Source organism: Geobacillus sp. DSP4a, assembly GCF_013096875.1.
GTDB classification, from domain to species: domain Bacteria; phylum Bacillota; class Bacilli; order Bacillales; family Anoxybacillaceae; genus Geobacillus; species Geobacillus thermophilus.
In genome coordinates this window covers 1-19,872 of record NZ_SDLD01000030.1, presented here as the reverse complement: position 1 = coordinate 19,872, position 19,872 = coordinate 1, and the positions used below count along the sequence as shown (strand labels likewise).

Here is a 19,872-nt window from a genome sequence, read left to right as displayed (position 1 = left end):
GTTTTTGTCAACGCTTTCGCAACCGTTGGATATGGAGGACGATATAGGCGAGTTCCTCCTCCGGAAAACGGATGCCATATTCCTTCTCTGCATAGCTTGCCGCTTTTTGTGTACACGCCCATTCCCTTGCATATTTTGTCTGAATGAGCGCAAGCATCTCCTCATCCATCGAATGAATCGGCTCCCCGTTTTCGATGCGGCTTAAGGCAAAGCGCAAATGAGTGAGCAGCCGCTGGTATGAAATGCTTTCCTTATCGATCGATATGCCGAGCTCCGTTTGGATAAGGTCAACGAATTCATGAATGAGCGTCGTCTCGCGCATCGTTTTGTTCATGCTGGCGGCATCGAGTTTCGCCGTATGAATATGAAGGGCGATATGGGCCACCTCGTCATCGGGAATCTCGATGCCAAGCCGCTCTTTGATCAACTGTTTCGCCCATAGCCCAATTTCATACTCCGCCTTATATAGCACTTTAATTTCATTGAGCAATTTGTTTTGAATGCGGTAACCTTGCTTCAACCGCTCGATGGCAAACGACAAATGGTCAGTCAGCGCAATATGAATATGGTCGTTGAGCGGTGCTTGCAGTTTGCCTTCCGCATAGCTGATAATTTCTTCGGCAATATCGATATGTTCTTCTGGCAACGTGCGAAGCAATTGCTGGAACTTCTCATTTTCTTCTTCCATGACGAAAATTTTCTCAATGCGGCCCGGGGGGATGAGATCGTTTTTCCGCTTTTGAAACGCAATCCCCGGGCCCATGACAATTTTCTCTTTGCCTTCATCGAGCACGACAACGGCGTTGTTGTTTAAAATCTTATGGATGCGAAACGCCATATGTCCTCCCTGCCGCCCTTATTTCATTTTCACATGAAACAAGACCGTCTCACCTTTTGCTGCCGATGTCCCTGCTTTTTTCTCCAAACTTTCAAGCGCATCACCATTCGTGATGATGATCGGCGTCACCGCGCTTTTCGCTTTCTCGCGCACAAGCGGCAAGTCGACAGAAAGAAGCCGATCGCCCCGTTTCACTCGGTCGCCGGCTTTGACATAGGCGGTAAACCCTTCCCCGTTCATCGACACGGTGTCGATGCCGACATGGATGAGCAGCTCCACACCCGCTTCCGAACGCAAGCCGATAGCATGCTTCGTCGGAAAGAGTTGGACGATTTCCCCGTCCACCGGAGCGACGACATCCCCATCCGCCGGGTCGATGGCGATGCCATCGCCCATCATGTTTTGCGCAAACACCGGATCCGGCACGTCTTCAAGCGGCACAATCGTTCCGTCAAGCGGCGCGGTGATCGTCTCCTCTTTCAGCTGCTGCTTGCCAAACCATTTTTTGAACAACGGGCGTCATCCTTTCTATTCGGTTTGTCTGACAACCAGTATACCGAAAACGGAAGGACAGTGCCAACCGCGCCGCCCCAATCGGTCTTCATCAGCCTCGTTTGCGCAGCCGCCGGCAAATTTCTTCCGTCACTTCCTTTGTCGTCGCCGTGCCGCCGAGATCGGGCGTTTTGATGCCGTCAGCGGTGACATCCTCAATCGTTTGCAACAAAAGGGCGCCGAGCTCTTCTTCGCCGAAATGGTCAAGCATCAGTTTCGCCGTCCAAATTTGCCCGATCGGGTTGGCGATGCCTTTGCCGTAAATGTCCGGCGCCGAGCCGTGCACCGGCTCAAACATGGACGGGTACTTGCCGTTGACGTTGATGTTCGCCGCCGGGGCGATGCCGATGCTGCCCATAATAGCGCCGCCAAGGTCCGTCAAAATGTCGCCAAACAAGTTGCTCGCGACAACGACGTCAAACGTATGCGGCCTTGTCACGAAAAAGGCGGCCAATGCATCAATATGGTACGACGCGGTCGCGACATCCGGGTAGTCGCGCTTGACGTCGGCGAACACTTCATCCCAAAACGGCATCGTATGGAAAATGCCGTTCGATTTCGTCGCGCTCGTCACATGCCGTTTCCGCTTCCGCGCCAGCTCGAACGCATAACGCATCGCCCGCTCCGTCCCTTTGCGGGTAAAGACAGCGTTTTGAATGGCGATTTCGTCTTCCCCGCGGTGGATGCGCCCGCCGACTTCGCTATATTCCCCTTCGCTGTTTTCGCGGACGACGATGAAATCAAACTCGCGCGGTTCGGCAAGCGGCGACGACAATCCGCGAAAATATTTCGCCGGGCGGATGTTGATCACCTGTTCAAATTCGCGGCGGATTTTCAGAAGCAGCCCCCATAACGAAATATGGTCAGGGACAAGCTTCGGATTGCCGACCGCTCCAAGGAAAATGGCGTCAAAGTTCCGCAACGTCTCAAGCCCATCATCTGGCATCATTTGGCCGTGTTCAACATAGTAATCGCAGTTCCATGGAAATTCCGTAAAGGAAAAAGAGATCCCTCCATGAACATCCGCGACCGCCTGCAGCACATCCAACGCCGCAGGCACGACCTCCTTGCCGATGCCGTCACCTGGAATGACGGCGATGTCCCATTGTTTCAAGATTTCTTCCCCCTTGCTTGTTCGCATTCCTTTGCTAACAAGTTTTTTAAGTGAAGCAAGTCATGTTCAATATGCACTTTCATTTCTTCCGCCGCTTCATCCGCTTTTCGTTCTTTCATTTTAAAAAAAATTTGCTTGTGCTCTTCTAAAATTTGGTTTGCCCTCCCTGGCCCGTGCACGTTCAGCGTCCGATAGTAATACGTTAGCGACCTAAGTCCTCCTAGCAACTTTCCTAGTTCGCTATTACCGCTGAACAAAACAATACAATCGTGGAACTGGGCGTTGAATGCAATCACGGATTCAAGATCCCCGATTATAATATTTCGTTCTGTTTGGTAAAGCACTTCCTCAATCTCATCCAATTGAGAGGCAGACATCCGTTCGCAGGCCAGTTTAACAGCCAATGATTCAAGGGACATGCGGCATTGATAAATCTCCTCCACATTCCTCATCGTCGGTTCGTACACAGTGATCCGCGATTTATGATCGATCCGAAGCAATCCTTCTTTCTCAAGCGCCCTTACCGCCTCGCGAACAGGGCTTCTGCTTACATTTAGCTCCCTGGCCAGCTTTGCTTCGTAGATACGTTGTCCAGGCTTGAATTCTCCTTGAAGAATTTTCTTGCGCAATAAATGATAAATTTGCTCGTAAAAAGGAGCGGATCGGTCCGGTTGATCCTGACTCATTTACCTTCACCTACTTTGTCGACTGTCGACAGATATAACCTAAGTCCATTTTATTTGACGTATCCTCTTTCGTCAATAAAATGTTTTTATATTATGAAATTATTAAATATTTGGAAATAAATTCTTGTCTTTCGGGGATAGATCATTCCCTTAACCTAAAATAAACGATAATACACCGTCCCCGCCATTTCACAAGGATAGCGAACAAAAGCAGGAAGATCATACAAATCTCAGGCGCGTGCCCTCGTTTAAACAGGACCGTATTGAGTCACCTCAAAATATACCCATACGTGTTGATTTACAGCTGACGGCGCATAAGTTATGATGAAACCGTTCATAGAATTGTGAGGAAATGTTTAACCAGAGGCGGCTAATGACTGCTGCTTAAATGCGATGCTTTTCGTCTCATAATTTTATGCTGGGGGGAAAACACCGATATGCCCTCGTACACCGACCCGTTCCGCGGCGAATTTGACAGCCTTGAAGAGTTTGCCGACCGCGTCAGCGACGTGCTGAAATGCCCGGTGACGATCGAAGATGCGAACCATCGGCTCATCGCCTACAGCGCCCATGACGATTACACTGATCCGGCGCGGACGGCGACGATCATCAGCCGGCGCGTCCCGGAAAAAGTGATCAACAGCTTATGGAAACAAGGCGCCATCCCGGCGCTGCTCAAAAGCCGCGAGCCGGTGCGCGTGCCGCCGATTCATGACGTCGGCCTCGGCAGCCGCGTCGCTGTGTCGATCTGGAAAAACGATGAGGTGATCGGTTTCATCTGGGTGCTGGAAACGAACCGGACGCTGTCGCCTGAGGAGATGGAATGGCTCAAGCTCGCCGCCAAGGCAGCGAAAAACAAAGTGTTGCAGCTGTATATGCGCAAAAACAAAAAAGAAGAGCGGGTGCAGGAGCTGTTTTGGAAGTTGCTGACGAGCCATATCGCGGCCGAAGACGAGATTCGCGCCCATCTCGCTGCCATGCAAATCCCGACCGCACCGCAGTTTGCCGTTGTCGTCTTCCGCTTTGCCGCTGATTTGACCGCCGAAATGGAGCGGCAAATTTCCTACTTATTGCAAACAACCCAGCAACTCCCGCTCCTTCTTTATACGACCGACGGCCGCGATGTGATTTTGCTGGCGGCGCCCAAAACCGACCAGCCGCTCAAAGAGCTGAATGCATTCATCGAATCGTTCGCCGCCAAAATGAAAGAACGATTTCACATCCACGATGTGCAGTGCGGATTTGGCGGCGTGTACAGCGTCTATCGCCTCATTGAAAAAAGCTACCGCGAAGCGCTCGCCGTGCTAGCGCTGAAGGAGAAGCTTGGGGATGACATCAACGGCGTCTACGGCTACGCCCAACTCGGTATTTACCAATTTTTTGACTTTTTGCTTGAAAAAAAACGGCAAGGAGGCTGGACCAACCCGGCGCTTGAGAAATTGCAAGCCTATGACCGCAAACATCACAGCGACTTGGTCAAAACGTTTGAAACGTTTTTTGACCATAACGAAAACGCGCAAGAAACCGCCGACGTCCTCAACGTTCACCCGAACACGCTTGCTTATCGGCTCAAGCGGATTGCCGACATCGCCGAGCTTGATCTCAATGACATGAATCAAAAAATCAAATTATACATCGATATTAAATTAGCGAAATACGAAGCGCGCGGTTGAATTTGTGGAAATCCACAAAAACCGGGCGCTTCTTTCTCTTTTTTGAACAATGCCCGGCCCGTTCCGTCTCTTTTATACTATAAGTAAGGCCACTTCTGACGAGGAGGAACGATATCCATGATTATTGGAGTGCCAAAGGAAATCAAAAATAACGAAAACCGTGTCGCTATTACGCCGGCTGGCGTTTTGTCATTCGTTCAGGCAGGACATACGGTTCTGATTGAGAAAGAGGCAGGGGTTGGAAGCGGTTTCAGCGACAATGATTACGCCCGTGCCGGAGCACAAATCATCGAGCGGGCGGAAGATGTGTGGGCGCAAGCAGATATGGTGATGAAAGTGAAAGAGCCGCTGCCAAGCGAATACCGCTTCTTCCGTCCGGGGCTTGTGCTGTTCACCTACTTGCATTTGGCCGCCGACCCGGAGTTGACACGCGCCTTAAAAGAAAGCGGCGTCATCGCCATTGCCTATGAGACGGTGCAAGTCGGCCGCACGCTGCCGCTGTTGACGCCGATGAGCGAAGTCGCCGGGCGGATGGCGGCGCAAATCGGGGCGCAATTTTTGGAAAAGCCGTACGGCGGCAAAGGCATTTTGCTTGGCGGCGTCCCTGGCGTCGCCCGCGGCAAAGTAGTCATCATCGGCGGCGGAGTCGTCGGCACGAACGCAGCGAAAGTCGCCGTCGGCCTCGGGGCAGATGTCACGATTATCGACTTGAATGCTGACCGCTTGCGCGAGCTTGACGACATTTTCGGCAACCAAATTACGACGCTCATGTCCAACCCGATGAACATTGCCGAGGCGGTCGCAGAGGCCGACCTTGTCATCGGTGCTGTCCTCATCCCAGGGGCGCGGGCGCCGAAGCTCGTCACCGAGGATATGGTGAAAGCGATGAAACCGGGTTCGGTCATCGTCGATGTCGCCATCGACCAAGGGGGCATTGTCGAGACGAGCGACCACGTCACAACACATGACAACCCGACGTACGTCAAACACGGCGTCGTTCATTATGCGGTCGCCAACATGCCTGGCGCCGTCCCGCGCACTTCAACGATCGCCTTGACGAACGTCACCATGCCATACGCCTTGCAAATCGCCAATAAAGGCGTCATCCAAGCCATTACGGACAACCCGGCGCTTGAGCTTGGCGTCAACGTCGCCAACGGCGAAATTACGTACGAAGCGGTCGCCCGCGACCTCGGTTACCGCTACGTCCCGGCCCGCGAAGCGCTCGGCAAAACGCTGGCTGCCAACTAACCATGATGGACGCGGCCGGCAACACGCGCTGCCGGCCGCCTGTTCATCATTGTCCATTCCCATGATCGCCCGCTCATAGCGGGCGGCTTTTTTTTATCGTCCTAAACCGACAAGGCCGCCATTTCTGCAAGTGAGCGTAGGCGGCGGGAGTATGTCACCCGTTGCGTTATGCCAAATCATTTTCGTTCGACAAAGCGGCCAGTGTATAATGAAAATAGAAAGCTGGAAAGAAGGTGATTTCGTGAACGTTCCGGGAAAACAGGCGGTATCGCTTGAAGAATTTTATCGCATGCGGGAAACAACCGACCGCGTTTTAGAATACATTGATGGCGCTGTGTTGATGTCTCCCTCCCCTTCGACCCAGCACCAACGCATATCGGGACGGCTGCACGTCCAACTGTTCCATTTTTTAGAAGGAAAGCCGTGTGAAGTGTTTCATGCCCCGTTTGATATCGAACTAAAGAACGAACGAATCGAAGGCAAGAAAATTGTCGTCCCTGATTTAACCGTGATCTGTGATCGAAGTGGATTAACGGATACAAAATTTGTCGGCGTCCCAACGCTGATCATCGAGATTTTAAGCCCTTCCAACCAGGCGTACGATCTCGTGTTCAAATTGAATTTGTATATGCAATACGGAGTCGGTGAATATTGGATCGTGAACCCCATGCATCGTGTTGTGCAAATCTACTCGCTCAATGACGATGGACAATATGAACAAGCCGGCGTCTGGAAAGAAACCGGCATGGCCTGTTCACGTGTGCTGGATGGCTTTTCTGTTGATGTGGAACAACTATTTCGTCCTTGAGGGCGGCTTCATGATATAATGTTATGAAGCAAAGGAGTGATGACGATGACGATGCCAAAAGCGTTAACGATCGCCGGCTCGGACAGCAGCGGCGGCGCCGGGCTGCAGGCGGATTTGAAAACATTCCAAGAACTCGGTGTCTACGGGATGACGGCAATCACGACAATCGTCGCCATGGACCCGCACAACCGTTGGGCACATCAAGTGTTTCCCGTCGACCTCGCGACGATCGAAGCCCAGCTTGAGACGATCATCGTCGGCGTTGGCGTTGATGCTCTCAAAACGGGGATGCTGCCGACGACGGACATCATTGAACTGACCGCGCGGACGATTGAAAAACATGGTTTGAAAAATGCGGTCGTCGATCCAGTTATGGTGTGCAAAGGGGCGGATGAGCCGCTCCACCCGGAAAATACGGTTTGCTACCGGGAAACGCTTGTACCAAAAGCAACGGTCGTGACGCCGAACTTGTTTGAGGCGGCGCAGCTAGCCGGCCTGCCGCGCATTGAAACGGTTGAGGACATGAAAGAGGCGGCCGGGCGCATTCATGAGCTCGGCGCTCAATATGTGATCGTCAAAGGCGGACGGAAAATTCCGCACGACTATGCGGTTGACGTCCTTTACGACGGCAAAACGTTTGAACTCCTCGAATCGGAGCGGATTGACACGACGTATACGCACGGAGCAGGCTGCACGTTCTCGGCGGCCATCGCCGCCGAACTGGCGAAAGGCCGGCCGGTGAAAGACGCCATTGCGACGGCAAAAGCGTTCATCACCACCGCCATCCGCCACTCGTTCCCGCTCAACGAATACGTCGGGCCCACACATCACGGTGCGTACCGACGCTACGGCGAACAATAATAGACAAGACCTCGTCCTTGTCTTTTTCCGCAACTCCCCTCCTTGAAATAGGAAGGGAGCGGGGCCTGCGCATATCGAAAAATCAAATGCCTCCAAACGGTTTGCATGGTGCTAAAATAGATGCCATATGGAAATAGAAAGGAAGGTGCTGCCATTGCGCGTATCCGCTGTCCAATATCATTTGCATACGATCCGTTCGTTTGACGAATTTGCCGCGCAAGTGACGCATTACGTCAAAACAGCGCAAGAGTTTGACGCCGAGTTTGTCTTGTTCCCAGAATTTTTCACGACCCAATTGCTTTCCATTCCACTTGATGACGGACGTCAAGCAGCGATCGACGACTTGCCGGACTACACGGAGCCGTATTGCGGGCTGTTTACGTCGCTCGCCAAAGACACCGGCATGTATTTGATCGGCGGTACGCATGTCATCCGCGAAAACGGCAAGCTGTACAATGTCGCCCACTTGTTTGCGCCGGACGGAACGATCCATCGCCAAGCGAAGCTGCACATCACCCCGACCGAGGCCAACGAATGGAACATCGCCCCGGGTGACGGACTGCACGTCTTTGAAACGGACAAAGCGACGATCGCCATTTTGACGTGCTATGACATCGAGTTTCCGGAAATCGTTCGCCTGGCGCGCGCGAAAGGGGCGGACGTCATCTTCTGTCCGTCGTGCACCGACGATCGGCACGGGTTTTACCGCGTACGGTATTGCTGCCACGCGCGGGCGGTCGAAAACGAAGTGTATGTCGTCACGACCGGCACGGTCGGGTCGCTTCCGACGGTCGACTTTATGCGCGCCAATTTCGGCCAGGCGGCCGTCATCACGCCAAACGACATCCCGTTCCCGCAAGGCGGCGTCCTTGCGGCGGGCGAGATCAACAGCGACATGGTCATTACCGCTGACCTTGACTTGTCGCTCCTTCGCAAAGTGCGGGAAAAAGGATCGGTCGCGACATGGCGCGACCGGCGCACTGATCTGTATCCAGACTGGAACACGATGGCGTAACAGCGGCGGCCCTTCGCCCCGCCTCCGGGCGGAGGTGCCAAGGGGGGGCTGCGGCCGGACTAAAAGGGTGCGGCGCCGCGACATGTGTTGGCATCCGAACCAAAGCAGGGTGCGGCACCCCTTTGCCTCGTCTTAAAGCTGATCATGGCGACGCCGCCTCAACACTGCCATCGCCCAGCCGAAACAGCATAGCGACGCAGCGACACGGTAAGGCGGTCGGGCGAATTGCGAGGCCGCAACAACGCCTATATGATGAAGGACAACATGCCGATCATGACAACAGGGTGTCCCCACCGAGGAACACCCTGTTCATTTCGCTTATGACAGCGACTTCTTAAACTGATCAAACTGTTCCGCCACTTTCCCTTCCGGCGCTTTTGTCAACAGGCTCACGACGACAATAGCGGCGAGGCTCGCGGCGAAGCCCGGAATCATCTCATACAACAGCCCTTTCAAATACTCCGACTGCGTCCACAAAATGACCGTTGCCGCCCCGGCGACCATGCCGGCGAGCGCCCCCCATTTCGTCATCCGCCGCCAGCATAAGCTAAGCAAAATGACGGGGCCAAACGATGCGCCAAACCCAGCCCACGCATAGCCGACCAAGTTTAAAATGGTGTCGTTTTTCGTATACGCCAGCGCTGTCGCGACAATGGCGACAAGGAGCACCGACAAACGCCCGACGAAGACAAGCTCCTTATCCGAAGCCGCGCGGCGGAACACGACTTTATACAAGTCTTCGGTCAGCGAGCTCGACGTGACGAGCAACTGTGACGAGATCGTGCTCATAATCGCCGCTAAAATCGCCGCCAGCAAAAACCCAGTAATAATCGGATGGAACAAAATTTGACCGAGTTGAATAAACACCGTTTCCGGATCATCAAGCTTCATGCCGCGCTGCGAAAAGTAAGCGATTCCAAAAAGACCGGTCAACATCGCCCCGACAACGGAGAAAATCATCCAGCCCATGCCGATGCGGCGGGCGCTTTTCATTTCTTTCACCGACTTAATGGCCATAAAGCGGACGATAATGTGCGGCTGGCCGAAATACCCAAGCCCCCAGGCGAATAATGAAATGATGCCAAGAACACTCGTTCCTTTCCATATATTCAACAAGTTGGGATCGATGTCGCGAATCGTCTCCATCGTATCCACCGGCCCGCCTGTATGGAACAGCGTCACGACCGGCACTAAAATCAACGCGATGAACATAATCGTCCCTTGGACAAAGTCCGTCCAGCTGACGGCCAAAAAGCCGCCAAACAGCGTGTAGGCGACAACAACACCGCCGACGATCCACAATCCCGTATGGTAGCTAACACCAAATGAGTTTTCAAACAGAACGCCCCCCGAAACGAGGCCGGACGAGACATAAAACGTAAAAAAGACCATAATGACAATCCCAGATGCCATCCGCAACAATTTCGACGCATCGCCGAAACGGTTTTCCAAAAACTCCGGAATCGTAATCGAGTCGTTCGCTACTTCCGTATAGACGCGCAAGCGCGGCGCGACAAACAACCAGTTTGCATAAGCGCCAAGCGTCAAGCCGATGACGATCCAGGCGGCGCTCACCCCATCGACATACATCGCCCCCGGCAGCCCCATGAGCAGCCAGCCGCTCATGTCGGAAGCCCCGGCGCTGAGCGCCGTCACCGCCGGTCCGAGCGTCCGGCCGCCAAGCATATAATCAGACAAATTGGACGTCCGTTTATACGCCCAATAGCCAATCCAAAGCATGCCGACTAAATACACAATGACGGAAAATAAAACCATATGGACTCTCCTTCCTCTACTGTCTTGTCACCACTTTCATCATAACGAAATTGATAGTATTTACACAATAGTATTTATTTTTCCATACCTCTATAATAAACAAATTGACAAAACCTTTGCCAACTCTACCCTCTTTCTGGTATAATATTCTGTAAATTCAAAATCAATCGTTTATGTCTTTTTATACATAAAAAATTATTTTATAAAAATGCACACGAAATGATATTAGCCATATGCCCTTCAGTTAATGTGGCGAAAAACATTGAAAAATGCGCCTTTTCCCCATTTATACGGCAGTACCAAAATGTTCAAACAATTATTTTTATAAAACCTATTGCATAATAACAAAAATATTGATAGTATGATAATCGTTCATCGACAATGATTCCAAAGGGGGATTTTATAGGATGTTAAAAATGAAGAAAGGTTTGATCGTAGCGGTCGTTGCTGCGTTGTTTATGGCGCTCGCCGCTTGTGGCAAGTCGACAGAAACAAGCTCTCCGTCAGGCGCTGAAAAAGAAGGGAAGCAAAAAATCACCGTCGGGACGGACGCGGCGTTTGCGCCATTTGAATATATGCAAAAAGGAAAAATTGTTGGGTTTGACGCCGACCTTTTGGATGCGGTGATGAAAGAAGCCGGCTTGGATTATGAATTAAAAAACATCGGCTGGGATCCGCTGTTCGCTTCGCTGCAAAGCAAAGAAATCGACATGGGCATTTCCGGCATTACGATTACGGACGAGCGGAAACAATCTTATGATTTCTCAGCTCCGTACTTTGAAGCAACACAAGTCATCTTAGTCAAACAAGGCAGCCCGGTGAAAAACGCCCTTGACTTAAAAGGGAAAACGATCGGCGTTCAAAACGCGACAACCGGTCAAGAAGCTGCGGAGAAGCTATTTGGCAAAGGCGATCATATTAAAAAATTCGAAACGAGTGTTGTTGCCATTATGGAACTGCTAAACGGCGGTGTTGATGCTGTCATCACGGACAACGCGGTGGCAAACGAATACGTGAAAAACAATCCGGACAAAAAATTGCAAGTCATTGAAGATCCACAAAACTTCGCTTCGGAATACTACGGCATGATCTTCCCGAAAGACAGCGAATTGAAAGCCAAAGTGGACGAAGCATTGCAAAAAGTGATCGACAGCGGCAAATATGCAGAGATTTACAAAAAATGGTTTGGTAAAGAACCGAATATGGAAGGCTTAAAACAACAACAATAAGCGCACGAACATAGAAAAATGCGTAACTGCTAGCAAGTTACGCATTTTTCTTAGAGAAAGGTGAGATCGATGGATTTTCGTTTTGATATTATTGTTGAATACGCCCCTTACTTTTGGCAAGGGCTGCTCGTAACGATCGGCGTATCATTAGCCGGCATCGTGTTCGGCCTCATTCTCGGCCTGTTCATCGGCCTTGGCAAAATGTCGTCCAACCCGATTATTCGTTTGCCGTTTTCGTGGTACATTCACTTTTTCCGCGGTACGCCGCTTGTCGTGCAAATTTTGCTCGTCCATTTCGGCGCCATGCCGCTCTTTTTCGCCCAGCCAAATGCCGTCGCTTCCCTGGCCGTCTCGCTGTCGCTCAACTCGGCCGCATATGTGGCCGAGATTTTCCGCGCCGGCATCCAGTCGATCGACAAAGGGCAAATGGAAGCGGCCCGCTCGCTTGGGATGACGCATGCGCAGGCGATGCGCTACATTATTTTGCCGCAGGCGTTAAAGCGAATGATTCCGCCGTTTGCGAACGAGTTTATCGTCTTAATTAAAGATTCGTCGCTTGGGATGGTCATCGCCGCCCCGGAAATCATGTATTGGGGGAAAGCGGCCGCGGGTGAGTATTACCGCGTTTGGGAGCCGTATTTAACAGTGGCGTTCATCTATTTGCTCTTAACGCTTTCGTTAAGCAAACTGTCACACTATCTTGAAAGGAAGTATTCGACCCAATGATTGACGTACGCCAGCTGAAAAAATCGTTCGGTTCGCTCCAAGTTTTAAAAGGAATCGATGTCCATATTCGCGAAGGAGAAGTCGTGGTCGTCATCGGCCCATCGGGGTCGGGAAAATCGACGTTTTTACGCTGTTTAAACTTGCTTGAGGATTTCGATGAAGGTGAAATTATTATTGACGGCATTAATTTAAAGGCGAAAGACACGAACTTAAATAAAGTGCGGGAAGAAGTCGGAATGGTGTTCCAGCGCTTTAACTTGTTTCCGCATATGACGGTGCTGAACAATATCACGCTGGCACCGATGAAAGTGCGGAAATGGCCGCGTGAAAAAGCGGAAGCGAAGGCGATGGAGCTGCTCGCCAAAGTCGGGCTGCAAGACAAAGCGCACGTCTACCCGGACTCCCTCTCCGGTGGGCAGGCGCAGCGCGTCGCCATCGCCCGGGCATTGGCCATGGAACCGAAAATCATGCTGTTTGACGAGCCGACGTCAGCGCTTGACCCGGAAATGGTCGGGGAAGTGCTCTCGGTCATGAAGCAGCTGGCCAATGAAGGGATGACGATGGTCGTCGTCACCCACGAGATGGGCTTTGCCCGTGAAGTCGGCGACCGCGTCCTGTTTATGGACGGCGGCTACATTGTCGAGGAAGGGAAGCCGGAAGACTTGTTCGACCACCCGCAGCATGAGCGGACGAAAGCGTTTTTATCAAAAGTGCTGTAAAACGTCGTCTTGCCTGTTTGAGGCAAGACGACTTTTTTTAGGCACATATCATGCCCCCTATAATGCAACCACGTTGCCTCTCCATCTCTTCAATGTTCCGTCAACGGCTCCCCCATTTCAGGCATCTATGACACCACAAAAGCCCTTCTGAACGTGAACTACCCCCACTTAATTTTCTAGCGAAAATTTGAAGTGGAGGCTTCCAAAGAAGTTTGACTGCTTCAAGCAATCCTTATTCTTTGAGGCGTGTCCACTTCGCCGCTAGAGCATAAGACACTCAGGTCTACAGCTTTACTTTTCTTTAAGATGTTTAATGCGCCATTGACATCAGCATTAATTAGTTTGCCAGACTTTGTTCGATACAAACCGCGCTTAATACGTTTGCCGCTGAACTTATATTCTTTTGGATTGTCGGCATTATATTCAGGAATCTCATCGCCGTCAAAAAAGCTGGCTTGAGACGTATATGATTCTTCCTGTTTCAAGAATTCAATGCCGTAAAATTTACAAAGATATTCTAGTTTTTCTTTTATGTTACCGAGAGGAATATTGACAAAGTTTTGATTTGTCTTTTTTCCTAGATTCATATTGCGTTGCCATGTTTCCGCATAGCCAATGACAAGTTTGCCAATTTACAATCCGACGTTGTACATGTTCTTGGCAATATGGCACAGTTCTCGAAGAGTCAAGTATTCTTCTTTGGTCAAACCATTTAGCTGTTGTTTGATACAAAAATACATGTTTTCACCTCCCATCTAACTATATTATACTATATTTTACTGAATCTATCCTATTTTCAGCAAAATATAGTTAAGGCGATTCATCTCCCACTTACTCCGCTTCGCTTTGTTGAAGTGGGAGTCTTCTCGCCTAATTAAGATAAAAAGCCGGCCGAACCCCGGCCAGCCTCGCTTTACAACACAAACTGCATCACCCAAATCGAACCGGCGACAACGACAACAGCAATAAAGAAGCTGTATACCATGTTGAACGTTTGCACTTTGCCGCTGTCGCTTTCGTTGACGTGCATGAATAGAAACAGCTGCAAGCTCGCTTGGATGATCGCGAACAAGACGATGATGACGATCACGGCTTTAAGCGGCAGCCCAGACGAGAGCGCCACCCAAAGAGCCGCAAACGTCAAGACGAGCGACAACAAAAACCCAATGATATGTTTCCACGGAAATGATTCATGATGGCCGTTAGCCCCCATTTTATACCACCATCCCTAGCAAATAGACAAGCGTAAAAATGAAAATCCAAACAACGTCTAAAAAGTGCCAGTACAAACTGACGATAAACACTTTCCGGGCCGTTTTCGCCGTCAACCCGCGTTGGAGAAGCTGGATGATGATGAGAATCATCCAGCCGATCCCTAAGCCGACGTGGGCGCCGTGCGTGCCGACGAGCACGAAAAAGCTTGATAAAAATGCGCTCGTCTGCATCGTCGCTCCTTCATGGACGTAATGGATGAACTCGCGAATTTCAACCGTAATAAACCCCACCCCAAGCAGAAGCGTCACGAGCAGCCAGGCAATCAGCCCGCTCATGCGGCCGCGGCGCATTTCAAAAATGGCCAACCCACATGTGAAACTGCTCGTCAACAGCAACAACGTTTCGATCAAAACGTCTTTTACCTCAAACAGCTCCGCTGCCGTCGGCCCCGAGCCGGTCCGTTGGAACAAGACGAGATACGTCGCAAACAGCGTCGCAAACAGCGCGACTTCCGCCCCGAGGAAAATCCAGAAACCCAATATGTTCAACCGACTTTCTTGCGTCCGATACTCCAGCGGCACCGTTTCCTCATAGCGATGTGCAGCGTCTCCCATTCGTCACGCCCCCTTCCGCGCCGCTCGTTCCATCCGTTTGATTTCGTCAACCGGAATATGGTAGCCATCATCGTCTTCAAATGAGCGGAGAATCAATCCAAGCACAATGAACAACGCACCAACGATAGCCAACGCAAACCACTTGAACACAAGGCCGAACCCGGCGACGAAAAACGCCACCGACATCCAAAACGGGCGTCCTGAGTTGCTTGGCATATGGATCGGCTTCAAGTCTTCTTCTTTCACGTGGAAGCCGCCATACTTTTTCTTCATCACCCAATACGCGTCCACATCTTCGACAACCGGCGTCACCGGGAAGTTGTAATGCACCGGCGGCGACGCGGTCGCCCACTCAAGCGTCCGTCCGTTCCACGGGTCGCCGGTCATGTCGCGCTCGCCGTAGCGGGCGCTGTAATAAATGTTGTAACAAAGCACGATAAACCCGATGCCCATCAACACCGCCCCGACCGTCGCGACGACGTTGAGCGGCGTCCAGCCGAGACCAGCCGAGTACGTGTACATGCGGCGCGTCATCCCCATCAACCCGAGGAAATACATCGGGAAGAAGCAGACGTTAAACCCGATCATAAACAGCCAAAACGTCCACTTGCCAAGCCGTTCATTCAAGATATGGCCGAACATTTTCGGATACCAGTAATGCAAACCGGCAAAGCAGGCGAACACCGTACCCGCGATCAACACGTAATGGAAGTGGGCGATGAGAAAATAGCTGTTATGGTATTGATAATCGGCCGCGGCCATTGCCAGCATCACACCTGTCACGCCGCCGATGACGAAGTTCGGAATGAACGCCAGCGACCAAAGCATCGCCGTCGTAAAGCGGATCTTCCCTTTTCGGAGCGTAAACAGCCAGTTGAAAATTTTCACCCCGGTCGGGATCGCGATCGCCATCGTCGTGATCGAGAAGGCAGAGTTCACGGCCGGCCCTGCGCCCATCGTAAAGAAGTGGTGCACCCAGACGATAAAGCTTAAAAACGCAATGCCCACGATCGAACCGACCATCGCCTTATAACCGAACAGCCGTTTCTGCGCAAACGTGCTGACCACTTCCGAGAAAATGCCGAACGCCGGCAAAATGACGATATACACTTCCGGATGGCCCCAAATCCAGAACAAGTTCGCCCAGAGCATCGACATGCCGCCGTTGGCCATCGTGAAAAACTGCGTATCAAACAGCCGGTCAAACGTCATGAGCGCCAAGGCGACCGTCAATACCGGGAACGCAAAAATAATGAGCACGCACGTAATGAGAATCGTCCACGTAAACATCGGCATGCGCATCAATGTCATGCCCGGCGCGCGCATTTTTAAAATCGTGACAAGGAAGTTGATCCCGGTCATCAATGTTCCGATCCCGGAAATTTGTAAAGCGACAGCGTAATAGTTGTTGCCGACGCCAGGGCTGAATTCGTTGCCGGCAAGCGGGAAGTACGCCGTCCAACCGGCATCCGGCGATCCGCCGATGACGAATGAAATGTTAAACAGCAACGCACCGAAGAAAAAGAGCCAAAAGCTTAACGCATTCAAATACGGAAACGCGACGTCGCGCGCCCCAATTTGCAGCGGAACGACGATGTTCATCAAGCCGATGATGAACGGCATCGCCATAAACAAAATCATAATCGTCCCGTGCGTCGTAAAAATTTCATTGTAGTGCTGGGCATCAAGAAATTTCATATTCGGAGCCGTCAGCTGCGCCCGCATCAAAAGCGCATCGACGCCGCCGCGGAAGAGCATCAAAACTGCGCAAATAATGTACATGACGCCGATTTTTTTATGGTCGACGGTAGTGAGCCATTCGTTCCACAGCCATTTCCATTTTTTAAAATACGTCAAGACGAACACAATGCCGATTATCGTTAAAACGATCGCGACATCAGCCGCGTAAATGAGCGGCTCTCCGGTTACGAAAAACTCGCTCCATTTCATCCTTCGTTCCTCCTTTCCTACTCCCCATGATGGTGACCGTTTGTCATCGTTTCATCATGTTGATCGTCATTTTTCATTGGCTTTCCATCTCCATGATGGCTGTTCTGTTTCGCATGGTCAATCCATTGCAAGTGGGTGTTCGAAAACGTCATTCGCCCAACAAGCCCCGGTTTTAAAATTTGTGTGTATTTTTCCTCATCGAGCTTCGGGGCGGTTTGTTTCACTTCATTCACCCATTTGCGGAAGTCCGTTCCCGTTTGGGCGACAACCTCAAATTCCATATGTGCGAACTTTTCCCCGGAAAAGTTGGCGCTCCGCCCCATATACGATCCTGGTTTATCAGCTTGTAAAATCAGCTCTGTCTCCATGCCGTCCATCGCATATTTTTGCCCACCTAATTCCGGCACCCAAAACGAATTCATCGGTCCGACGGACGTGAGCTTGAATTTGACCGGCACACCGGCCGGAATATGGACGTAGTTGACCGTTTCAATGTTTTCTTCCGGATAGCTGAAAATCCATTTCCAGTTCGCCGCCGTCACATGAATCGTAATCGGTTTCACGTTCTCGGTCGGCGGCTTTTCCAACGCAAACGTCGCCTTCACTGTTGGAACAGCGAGCGCAGCGACAATCAAAATCGGAATGGCCGTCCAGACGACTTCAAGCAACGTGTTTCCTTCCTCATCCGGCGGCTCATAGCCGGCATTTTCCGGCTTCTCGCGATAACGAATGAGAAAAACGGCAAACAACGTAAATACAACAACAATAATGAACAACATAAAGCCGACAGACCACATGATCAAATCATACTGCATGCGCGCCACCGGCCCTTGCGGATTGAGCACGGCCGTGCGCTCGACGCAACCACCAAGCAAAAGCAAAAACGGCAAGGCTAACATGACGCGCCATATCGCCTGTTTCATCGCTCTGTATCCCCCTTTATCCGTCCCCGATATCCAGGGCGTCTTCCATCCAATATTTCTTTGTTTGTTTTCTACCATATCAAAATTGAAAATATTTGAAACCAACACACGCAAAAGTTCATAAATCAGCAAAACATTTGTCACAAACTGTTCAATCATTGTTCAAGAAATCGCCACTTGTTTTCCTCGTTCAGGGAAATATTGATGGGAAAAGGGATTGAAGGAAGGAAAGGCCATCAAAAAAAAACGGCCGGATCCCTACGTTCCAAAAAATCCGGCCGTTTCTTGTATGTGAACTACCCACCACCTACGCTTCGCTTAGAGGTGGGGGCTTCAAGCGACTTGTGTGTGTTCGCTGAACGGTAAGCCACACACAAGAACCCTTTACGCTTCCCTTCGTTCCGAAGGTGTCCGTTCTAGCCATATTCTATCCTATTCGTTGGCTAACGCCAACCGACATTCATCTCCCACTTTCACTGGTGCTGGCGCACCTTCACGTTTAGAAGTAGAAGACTTCTTTCGGAGGGAAGTTAAATGGTATACCCTTGCAGCTCAAGCTGTTTGCGGATGCGCGGATTCAACGTTTGCCACATCCATTGTTGGTAGAGCGCTTTTTTCTCATTCGACGATAAATAATAGCGCGTTCCGGCTTGGCGGCGGGCGCGCTCAGTCACATCGTACAGCGCCAGCGCCGCGGCAACGGAAATGTTAAAGCTTTGGACGAAGCCGTACATCGGGATGACGAACGTCCCGTCTGCGAGTTTCAGCGCCTCATCGGATACGCCGCTATGTTCGTTGCCAAATAAAAGCGCCGTCGGTTTGGATACATCGATGTCGGAAAGAGGAATCGTCCCCTCGCCAAGATAGCTGGCATACACTTGATACCCTTGCTGTTTTAAGTCGTTGATGGCGGTTTCGATATCAGGCTGCCGGTGAAGCGTCAGCCATTGGTCAGCATGGCGCGTCACGAGCCGGTTTGGCGAAAATGGCGCTTTTCCCGTGACGATATGGATGTCTTGAACGCCGAACGCCTCGGCTGTCCGCAGCACCGCTGCCTGATTGTGCGGGTCGTCGACCGCTTCAATCAAAACCGTAATATAACGGGTGCGCTCGTTAAGAACGTCATACATTCGTTTTAATCGTTTCGGCAAAATCATTTCCCAAACCGGACGCGTCTGCTCGGTCAGCAGCCCTTCTTGCTGCAGCTGGGCAAGAAACGTCTTCATGTCCCGTTCTTCCATGTCGATCACCTTCGCTCCGTTCCTCTTCGCCTGTGCTTCCTATTGTACAAAATAGGATGCCGCTGGGCAATCTCGATCATTCCCTGAACTATTCAAACTATTCTATAAATAATGTTTTGGAAACATTGTTCATTTACAAACTATCATTCATGCGGCTGCCGGAATCATTAACTTCGTCGTCTTGACTGCGGCTTTATCGTCATGCAACAGCGGCATTTTCAGCACGAGCCGGATGCTGTTCAACCTCGCTGAACAGCAAGAAGCGCCAACCGCATTCGGACGGTTAAACAGCCGCGGCGTCCCGGGTGTCTCCTTGATCGCCACCGCGCTTGTCATGCTTGTCGGCGTTTACTTGAACTACGTATCGGAAAAAGTGTTCCAATGGGTGACGAGCATCGCGATATTTGGCGCCATTTGGACATGGCTCATTATTTTGCTTTCACAATTGAAGTTTCGCAAGCAATTAAGCCTATATACATGCTCATTGAAAAGTTAACCTTCGCATAAGCGGTGCCCACTCTGGTTATACTGCTCCTAAGGAAAAGCATGGGAAAGGAGCATTCCCGTTAGGAGCTTTTCCGGGGACTTGATCAAAAAAAGCCCTCTTGGTATGATGCAGGGGTGTCAACCACATCACTCACCATACCAAGGAGGACTTCAGATGAATTGTACACAAAACTA

At 51.1% G+C, this 19,872-nt stretch carries 18 protein-coding genes and 2 pseudogenes; 9 read left to right on the top strand and 11 right to left on the bottom strand.

Annotated elements, in window-relative coordinates; genetic code table 11:
• Positions 1 to 7: 7 nt before the first annotated feature.
• The 4 genes from ETC02_RS11410 to ETC02_RS11395 form a co-directional block, all read right to left on the bottom strand.
• Positions 8 to 838, bottom strand: a complete 831-nt coding sequence (locus ETC02_RS11410) for a PRD domain-containing protein (protein WP_033015391.1) — start codon at positions 836 to 838, stop codon at positions 8 to 10.
• A gap of 18 nt (positions 839 to 856) precedes the next feature.
• Positions 857 to 1,351 (bottom strand): PTS sugar transporter subunit IIA, encoded by a 495-nt coding sequence (locus ETC02_RS11405; RefSeq protein ID WP_015376101.1) that lies wholly within the window; start codon positions 1,349 to 1,351, stop codon positions 857 to 859.
• Positions 1,352 to 1,442: 91 nt separating this feature from the next.
• A complete protein-coding gene (locus ETC02_RS11400; protein ID WP_050368002.1) occupies positions 1,443 to 2,504 on the bottom strand; it encodes a tartrate dehydrogenase in 1,062 nt (353 codons plus the stop codon).
• Entirely contained in the window at positions 2,501 to 3,133 is a 633-nt protein-coding gene (locus tag ETC02_RS11395) for a GntR family transcriptional regulator (RefSeq protein ID WP_171698281.1), read from the bottom strand. Before ETC02_RS11395 ends, ETC02_RS11400 begins: the two co-directional genes overlap by 4 nt.
• 494 nt (positions 3,134 to 3,627) lie before the next feature.
• Between ETC02_RS11395 and ETC02_RS11390 the strand changes: the two genes are divergently transcribed.
• The 5 genes from ETC02_RS11390 (at position 3,628) to ETC02_RS11370 (ending at position 8,798) form a co-directional block, all read left to right on the top strand.
• Positions 3,628 to 4,863, top strand: coding sequence for a PucR family transcriptional regulator (locus ETC02_RS11390; RefSeq protein WP_050368004.1), 1,236 nt, complete (start codon positions 3,628 to 3,630; stop codon positions 4,861 to 4,863).
• A 117-nt stretch (positions 4,864 to 4,980) separates the two neighbouring features.
• Positions 4,981 to 6,114 carry an alanine dehydrogenase gene (gene ald, locus ETC02_RS11385; protein WP_033009768.1) on the top strand — a complete coding sequence of 378 codons (1,134 nt, stop codon included), beginning with the start codon at positions 4,981 to 4,983 and terminating at the stop codon, positions 6,112 to 6,114.
• Positions 6,115 to 6,322: 208 nt separating this feature from the next.
• A complete protein-coding gene (locus ETC02_RS11380; protein WP_050368005.1) occupies positions 6,323 to 6,922 on the top strand; it encodes a Uma2 family endonuclease in 600 nt (199 codons plus the stop codon).
• A gap of 45 nt (positions 6,923 to 6,967) precedes the next feature.
• Positions 6,968 to 7,783 (top strand): pyridoxine/pyridoxal/pyridoxamine kinase, encoded by an 816-nt coding sequence (gene pdxK / locus ETC02_RS11375; protein WP_050368006.1) that lies wholly within the window; start codon positions 6,968 to 6,970, stop codon positions 7,781 to 7,783.
• 154 nt (positions 7,784 to 7,937) lie between these two features.
• Positions 7,938 to 8,798: a carbon-nitrogen hydrolase family protein gene (locus ETC02_RS11370; RefSeq protein ID WP_011232915.1), complete on the top strand. Its 861-nt coding sequence runs from the start codon at positions 7,938 to 7,940 to the stop codon at positions 8,796 to 8,798.
• A 318-nt stretch (positions 8,799 to 9,116) separates the two neighbouring features.
• Here ETC02_RS11370 and putP read toward each other — a convergent pair whose 3' ends face one another.
• Positions 9,117 to 10,574, bottom strand: coding sequence for a sodium/proline symporter PutP (putP, locus tag ETC02_RS11365; RefSeq protein WP_063210642.1), 1,458 nt, complete (start codon positions 10,572 to 10,574; stop codon positions 9,117 to 9,119).
• Positions 10,575 to 10,981: 407 nt separating this feature from the next.
• On the opposite strand from putP, the gene ETC02_RS11360 reads away from it, so the two are divergent.
• The 3 genes from ETC02_RS11360 to ETC02_RS11350 all read left to right on the top strand — a co-directional run bounded on the left by ETC02_RS11360 (position 10,982) and on the right by ETC02_RS11350 (position 13,248).
• Entirely contained in the window at positions 10,982 to 11,803 is an 822-nt protein-coding gene (locus tag ETC02_RS11360; RefSeq protein WP_011232917.1) for a basic amino acid ABC transporter substrate-binding protein, read from the top strand.
• A gap of 69 nt (positions 11,804 to 11,872) precedes the next feature.
• Complete coding sequence (locus ETC02_RS11355) at positions 11,873 to 12,529, top strand: amino acid ABC transporter permease (RefSeq protein ID WP_047819165.1); 657 nt, start codon at positions 11,873 to 11,875, stop codon at positions 12,527 to 12,529.
• The gene (locus ETC02_RS11350) at positions 12,526 to 13,248 is read left to right on the top strand and encodes an amino acid ABC transporter ATP-binding protein (protein ID WP_011232919.1); all 723 of its coding nucleotides are present in this window, start codon (positions 12,526 to 12,528) and stop codon (positions 13,246 to 13,248) included. The genes ETC02_RS11355 and ETC02_RS11350 overlap by 4 nt, the downstream gene beginning before the upstream one ends.
• Before the next feature lie 221 nt (positions 13,249 to 13,469).
• On the opposite strand, the pseudogene ETC02_RS11345 reads toward ETC02_RS11350, so the two are convergent.
• The 6 genes and pseudogenes from ETC02_RS11345 to ETC02_RS11320 all read right to left on the bottom strand — a co-directional run.
• Positions 13,470 to 13,880, bottom strand: a pseudogene (locus tag ETC02_RS11345) (zinc ribbon domain-containing protein); the annotation flags it as partial.
• Positions 13,881 to 14,161: 281 nt separating this feature from the next.
• A complete protein-coding gene (qoxD, locus tag ETC02_RS11340) occupies positions 14,162 to 14,461 on the bottom strand; it encodes a cytochrome aa3 quinol oxidase subunit IV (RefSeq protein ID WP_033024479.1) in 300 nt (99 codons plus the stop codon).
• A 1-nt stretch (position 14,462) separates the two neighbouring features.
• On the bottom strand, positions 14,463 to 15,077 hold the full coding sequence (qoxC, locus tag ETC02_RS11335; protein ID WP_050368007.1) for a cytochrome aa3 quinol oxidase subunit III: 615 nt from the start codon (positions 15,075 to 15,077) through the stop codon (positions 14,463 to 14,465).
• 3 nt (positions 15,078 to 15,080) lie between these two features.
• Positions 15,081 to 17,027 (bottom strand): cytochrome aa3 quinol oxidase subunit I, encoded by a 1,947-nt coding sequence (qoxB, locus tag ETC02_RS11330; RefSeq protein ID WP_050368008.1) that lies wholly within the window; start codon positions 17,025 to 17,027, stop codon positions 15,081 to 15,083.
• Positions 17,028 to 17,044: 17 nt separating this feature from the next.
• Positions 17,045 to 17,950: a cytochrome aa3 quinol oxidase subunit II gene (gene qoxA / locus ETC02_RS11325; protein ID WP_050368737.1), complete on the bottom strand. Its 906-nt coding sequence runs from the start codon at positions 17,948 to 17,950 to the stop codon at positions 17,045 to 17,047.
• A gap of 530 nt (positions 17,951 to 18,480) precedes the next feature.
• Positions 18,481 to 19,191 carry a TrmH family RNA methyltransferase gene (locus ETC02_RS11320; RefSeq protein WP_033008879.1) on the bottom strand — a complete coding sequence of 237 codons (711 nt, stop codon included), beginning with the start codon at positions 19,189 to 19,191 and terminating at the stop codon, positions 18,481 to 18,483.
• Between the two features lie 145 nt (positions 19,192 to 19,336).
• On the opposite strand from ETC02_RS11320, the pseudogene ETC02_RS11315 reads away from it, so the two are divergent.
• Positions 19,337 to 19,687: pseudogene (locus ETC02_RS11315) on the top strand (amino acid permease); the annotation flags it as partial.
• Between the last annotated feature and the right edge of the window lie 185 nt (positions 19,688 to 19,872).